Annotated in this window: 6 protein-coding genes; 3 read left to right on the forward strand and 3 right to left on the reverse strand. The window is 39.2% G+C overall.

Features of this window, described 5'->3' with window-relative positions:
* Nucleotides 1-26: 26 nt before the first annotated feature.
* Both DSOL_RS21615 and DSOL_RS21620 read left to right on the forward strand, forming a co-directional pair.
* Nucleotides 27-566: a hypothetical protein gene (locus DSOL_RS21615; protein ID WP_075366852.1), complete on the forward strand. Its 540-nt coding sequence runs from the start codon at nucleotides 27-29 to the stop codon at nucleotides 564-566.
* Nucleotides 556-1,128 (forward strand): hypothetical protein, encoded by a 573-nt coding sequence (locus tag DSOL_RS21620; protein ID WP_075366853.1) that lies wholly within the window; start codon nucleotides 556-558, stop codon nucleotides 1,126-1,128. The genes DSOL_RS21615 and DSOL_RS21620 overlap by 11 nt, the downstream gene beginning before the upstream one ends.
* Before the next feature lie 51 nt (nucleotides 1,129-1,179).
* On the opposite strand, the gene DSOL_RS21625 is transcribed toward DSOL_RS21620, so the two are convergent.
* The 3 genes from DSOL_RS21625 to DSOL_RS29155 form a co-directional block, all read right to left on the reverse strand.
* Complete coding sequence (locus DSOL_RS21625; RefSeq protein WP_075366854.1) at nucleotides 1,180-2,070, reverse strand: minor capsid protein; 891 nt, start codon at nucleotides 2,068-2,070, stop codon at nucleotides 1,180-1,182.
* On the reverse strand, nucleotides 2,070-3,344 hold the full coding sequence (locus DSOL_RS21630) for a phage portal protein (RefSeq protein ID WP_075366855.1): 1,275 nt from the start codon (nucleotides 3,342-3,344) through the stop codon (nucleotides 2,070-2,072). The genes DSOL_RS21625 and DSOL_RS21630 overlap by 1 nt, the downstream gene beginning before the upstream one ends.
* A gap of 257 nt (nucleotides 3,345-3,601) precedes the next feature.
* Entirely contained in the window at nucleotides 3,602-5,131 is a 1,530-nt protein-coding gene (locus DSOL_RS29155; protein WP_235838941.1) for a hypothetical protein, read from the reverse strand.
* Nucleotides 5,132-5,632: 501 nt separating this feature from the next.
* On the opposite strand from DSOL_RS29155, the gene DSOL_RS21640 reads away from it, so the two are divergent.
* A complete protein-coding gene (locus DSOL_RS21640; protein WP_075366856.1) occupies nucleotides 5,633-6,235 on the forward strand; it encodes a recombinase family protein in 603 nt (200 codons plus the stop codon).
* Nucleotides 6,236-6,242: the final 7 nt, after the last annotated feature.

Raw genomic sequence — 6,242 nt, forward strand, 5'->3', positions numbered from 1 at the left:
AGTGATCTGAAAAGGTGGAGTAAACTTTGGACTCGTCTCAATTAACAAATATCATTGCGATCGTTAGTGCTGCCATTGCTTTGATTGCTGTGATTATTTATGGTATTCAAGCAAGATTTGCTAGGAAGTCTTATGTTTTGCAAAAGGCTATTTACGAAACAGGCAGCGCCAACTTAATCGTAAAAGAGATATATGATAGTTTCCTATATAATGAATACGGATTGGATAGAATATATTTTTTTTTAAAAATTACTGTGTTGAATTTATCTGATAAGGCGAACTCATTAACTAATGCACAATTACAAATTGTTTATAACGACAACAGATATATAATGCAATATTCCAACGATATAAGTATTTACCCCGAACTCGCAAGATTAGAAATCCCAGTCAATATTTCTTCCCATAATTCTCATTCTGGTTGGATAGTATTTGAATTACCTAAAAAGACATACGACTCAATAGATATAGATACACATTATATAGTAGTTAATGACATTCATGGTTCAGTCGCTAAAAAAGAAGAAATATACATTAGAGAGGAAATAGTTGGGTATGAATTTTAGTGATAAATGGCATTCAGATAAAAACATAACTTCTTATCCACGTATTGATTTGGTATCCGATGCTGTAATATCCACAAAACACAGAGCAGGAGGAAAGGCAATCCCTCTTGTAATACTAGACACTTCAAATCACCCCGATATAAGAGAATCTATCAAGATGCACGAAGGATGTATTAAAGGCCATGTTAATACACTCTGGGGTAAAACCATAACCAATAAGTATATGATATTGCATATTAATTTCCTTGATCCGGCTCCGTGTGCATTTAATATATTGTTTGATTCATTTAAAAATGCTGGTCTGATTGATATTATTATTAAATCCCAATTACTATATATTCAACCTGGCGTTCCAGGTGATAGATTGAAAAATACTATGGATGAAGGTAGACTGCAAATCGAAGTACCTTCAACGCACTTTTTAGAAGAGTGGCTGAAAATATTCACAAAGATTCATGTTAAACATTTTAGAAAGGAAGGTTTTAGCAAAAAAGCGGCTGAGACTCTGACTCGCGAATTTCATAAAGAATGGGGAGTTATTCGAGATTTGAGAATTAAATAAACCCATTGTCGTGAATTTTGATCCAGTTTATTTTGCCCGAGACACTTCTTTCTAATAGATTCCTTTGCTCTCAGCCCAATCTTTGTAGGTCGCATAGCCAATGTTCTTACCAGTGGAATTATCCCTTCTTGAGGTCGGGCTCCAACCAGCGTAAGGCACGTTTACAAAGCAACAGCGACAATTTGGATGATTTGGGATCTTTGGTTTACCGGAATCATTAATATCATAGACATTGCCATCGCATGAAGCGTCAACAGGATTCGTCTTCATATCTAGCGTTGCAGAGTACATTTGTTGGGTTACACCAGTTGAACGTCCCACATCATCGGTTGCTTGTGTCTGGACACGGGCCGCCTCTGTCATCACCAAACGCATTGACTGATAGGCTGTCGCGTTAAACGTATCTCTCATATTTCTTGCTACTTTATCAAGGTGGATTTCACCTTTCATAGCTTGAATAATCGATGACTGCAATTTATCCATCATGCTTGCCTTGTTCTCCCATATGCGTTTACTGAACAACTCGCCTTTGAACTTTGAATTGACAGCTGAAGCAACGAACTCATTCTTCAAGAGATTGAGTTTAATATTAGTCTTCATTCCAGACTCTAAAACGAAAGCTGACTGATAATAAGTTGTTTTGAAAATCTCTATCAGCATACGATAAACTTTGCTTGACTCACTTTTGGCAAGGCTTATACCCATTTCTTTTAGTGTTGCCTTAACAGTAGCAGTGAGATCATTCCTTTGTGCCGATGTTAAATTCAATAAGCCATCCTTGGCGTGATCTATATACATTTTGCTGATGAGTCTATGCAATTGATCGAGCGCAGCCTTGTGTTCAACGAAGACATCCTTCATGGCATTGGAAGCGAAATCTTCACCATCTATCTTGATCTGCTCAATTTTCTTCCTATATAGAGGATCTACATCGTTAGGCATTAGACCCCACCATTAAGTAGGGCACCGCCAACACTATTTGCCTTATTTTCATCGGCAAGTAATTCCATTTCAGCATCAACATTGCTGACAAAGCTTAATTGTTTTATCCCTGTCTTAGTGCTGACCTTTCCATTGAGCTGCGAAAGGATCTGTGCCATCATCAAGTCATCGCTTGGGATATTGGGAGTCAATTTAATATCAATATCGGCATAGGAATAGCTCTTATTCTGTTTCACCTTTAAATATTCAAAGAGAAACTGTAGTCTGAGCTTAATACAGTCCTGAACCGCTTGGACGTTGTTAGTGCACTTTTGCTGCAAGCCAATGAGACGATTTTTCATGGCTAATGATGAGGTATTGCTTGATAGCTTCTCATTGTGGTTGATGTGATTGCTTAATTCATACATATTCTCTCTCAGTGTAGTCATGGCGTTTTGAATAAAGGTATCGCTCAAGGTCTTAATCAAGAATTGGGCTGAACTATCTTTGTTCGGCAATTGCATGACACCAAGTTGCTTCATTTTACCGAGATCGTCATCCTCTACCTGACAGTTAGTAAGCACTAAAAAGGCGTTCCTCATATCAGATATTTCATTGATTAGATCACTTGTGATCGTCTCATAGCCATCCTGCGCCCCTTTAATGTTGTTGAACAGCGATTCATAGATGGTTCCAATATTGCAGACGCTAACTGGCACTCTGCTGAAAATAGTAGTGTCTACCGTCCCATATTGGACAAAATTTGATCCCTCAACAGTATAATGGGTGATGGTATTTCCTTCATAAACATCGGCATATCGGGTAATCAAGTCGAACTTCTTCATGAAGAACCTAATCACTAACACGACGTTCCCGATATCGTCTCTGAGGACGTATGAATCATTCGGAGTTAATATAATGCTTGAGAATAAGCCATCGGTATTGATGTAATATAATTCATAAGCCTCATTAAAAATAAGAGCCTCTTTGCAAAGCTCTCTGTCGTGCTTCTCTGACCAGTGAATCGTATTAACCCTTACATCTTCAATGATATCAGGATCGTTAGCGTAGCTGGAGTATGTGATCTTATTACCTACGCAGTACGCGGCTTCTTCATTAATAAATTTCTGAAGCATGTTGTTAGAGATTTTATTGTTTGCTCGTTCCGTCACCATTTGATAATTTGCTAGGGCATCGGTCTTGCCATCGTAATAGCTTTGCATCTTATTGTACTGAACTAGATTCAGCTCATACTCTTCTTTGCAATTCTGCAATAACTCCAATGATACTGGCATCAAATATCAGCTCCTCTCTAAATACCCAAAAGTCTTCTGTCTGTAACCCTTACCTTTTGTGTGACGGCTACATCATTGATTCGATTAGCGAACTCACTTAATATGTCGGGCGCATCATCATGTGAACTCGTTGCTTGTCCTGAGAAATCCATGACTTCATTAATGAAGACTTCATCATCAGCGTTGAGAATGATCCGGCCATTGTTTACATCTGAAACGCAAGTCGCAATCTTGTCATCTTTGTTCTTCAACTGTTGCTAACACAAGATGACTACGTTCCGAGCCCTTAGCATTGGAATTTTACCAATAAACTCTTCAAGCCTGTTGGCATCCGAGCCATTGAACGTGTTCTTCTCAATGTAAACCGTTGAGATGTCAGGATAATTCATGAGGAGATCAACGATGTGTTGAATATACTTATCAAAAGCGGTCCTGGCATCGATTTTTAGTAGTTCAGCCTTGCGAACATACTTAAATCCATTGTCAGCCATTGATCCTACAAGGAAGCCGAAGCTGTCACTTTTAGTTGTATCAGTGGATGCTGGATCAACGCATAGCATAGTCTTAGTGAAGGTATGGCTCTCAATCTCTGATGGTGATTCTGTTCTGTTTGATTTGAACCACTTATCACCGATCTTGGAGGCATCATTCATCATTTCTTGCTTGAACGCTGACGGATTGTTGTAATAGTCTAAGGCTAGATCCAGTGGATCGAACTTGTCTTCCCATATGGTTGCGAATTTCATTTGGGATTCATTTTGATAGAAGAACTCCTTAGCGTGGGATGCGCTGTCCTGTAGTTTACTGTCAAAGTAAATCAGTCTGAACTCTTCCCATAATCCCTCATGGAAGTATTCATCAACATCGAAGTCTACCACACGTTTTATGATGCGTTTGTAGTCCTTATTTAATAGAAGGCGAGACATAAAACAGTCACGATGAAGGATTGTGCCACAAACTATGAACTTGGTGGCTTGCTTAATCTTGACCTTCTTTCTGAAGACTGCCTTATCTCCAGCGTAACCACTGTCTTCGATGAAGGTGTTGTATTTTTTGTCCCTGCTCTCTTGTGTAATCACATCTGATTTGCCTTGGAAGTCATCAGCGATAATTACATTGGGCCGGTTGCCGTTGTATTTCTTACCCCTCATGCTTGATGTTGACGAGAAAGCTTGTATCTTCGTCTTGTTGGCAAGCTCAAGCTCTAATTTATTTACAATGAACTTGCTGGGTTGTACTAAGGCACCGAAGGCTTGAAGGATGTAGACGTTCTCCTCAAAGGCTTGTCGTGTTTGGGCTAAAAACTCGGTGGCATCGCTTTCGGTCCTACCACAAACCAGCGTGTACGTTGATTTCTTGTAAGCATGAAGCCACACTGACAATGCAAAGTCTACAATGGTGGTCTTAGCACAGCCTCTAGGCCAGATGACTTCAATCTTGTCGTATTCATCTTTGAGAAACATGTTGTCGAGTTCTTCCCATATCTCAATATGAATGTCAGACAATTCTCTTGCTACGTTAGTAGGTGAAGGGACAAAGGTATCTTGGAGGAAGTATTTACAGAAGAAAGGAATAGATAGTGATCCTATATAATGAGCAAGACCATCAATACCAAAGAGATTGCTAGAATGCTTAATCATCAAGTTTTCAGTAGAGGTAGTTGCTTCAATAGGCGTAGCACCAGAAGCTATAAACTGTTTAAAAATATATTCATACAGGAGTTGCCTGTCTTGTTCATCGGATTGTAGTGGCGGTGGTGTCATAGGAGTGATTGTTTGCTTTGCCATGATGCTTGTCACCTCGTTACTTCTGATAAGACTATTTAACAACCAAGCAAGGTTGTCAGAAATTTGGTAGATATAATTATGAGGGCAGTAGTGTATCAGAGTCAGCCAAAACAGTTTAACAATTGATTAAGGGTTTGGAGAATTTAGTGCATAAAATTGTCGGGGCAACCTTCCACCTAAAAATATATACTTAAAAAAGAAAGCTACCCCCTCATACAGAAACTCAAGCACTCATGAAATAAATCAGAAGTGCTTGAGTTCATATAGAGTTGGGTGAGACTTATCGTTGTGCCGTGCTCTCTATACTTCGTCTTATAAGGTATACCTTTAGACACTAATATTAGTCTCTTCTCTTATGTAGTGATACCAATGCTTCCTGTCTATGACCTATGTGTCATAAGGTTATATATGTCTTTATTAAACGTATTATCATTGACTTAGACCTTTAGATACACTTATGATATACTCTCTCTAGGCAATATGCGTGTGGGGGTTAAGGGTATGAGAGTCTATGGATATGCTAGGGTTTCTTCTAAGGAACAGAACTTAGATCGTCAGTTGGTTGAACTACAGAAGTATGTAGAGTATCGGTTCATCTTTGCTGACAAGGTATCCGGTAAAGATATGGATCGGGTAGAGTATCAACTACTCCGGAAGGTATCTCAGAGGGGCGATACTATTTACATAAAGTCATTGGATAGACTTGGCCGTAATAAACAACAGATCAAGGATGAGCTTGAATACTACAGGAGTGAAGGGGTAAGGATAAAGATCCTAGATATTCCTACATCCATGATGGAGATACCAGAGGGTCAAGATTGGATCATGGACATGATTAATAATCTGTTGATAGAAGTGCTTAGTACCATAGCCGAGCAGGAGAGGGCCAGCATTAAGGCAAGACAGGCCGAAGGTATAGCTGTAGCCAAGAGTAAAGGTAAACACTTAGGTAGGCCTGTTATGGCTGTGACAGATAAGTTCATGTCAGCTTATAAGCAATGGAAGGCTGAAGAGATTACAGCAGTCAAGGCGATAGAGTTAAGTGGGATCAGCAAAGCTACCTTCTATAGAAAAGTTAAAGAGTATGAATTAGAGAAGGGATGAGCCCTTC

It is taken from the genome of Desulfosporosinus metallidurans (assembly GCF_001936615.1).
GTDB classification, from domain to species: Bacteria; Bacillota; Desulfitobacteriia; order Desulfitobacteriales; family Desulfitobacteriaceae; genus Desulfosporosinus; species Desulfosporosinus metallidurans.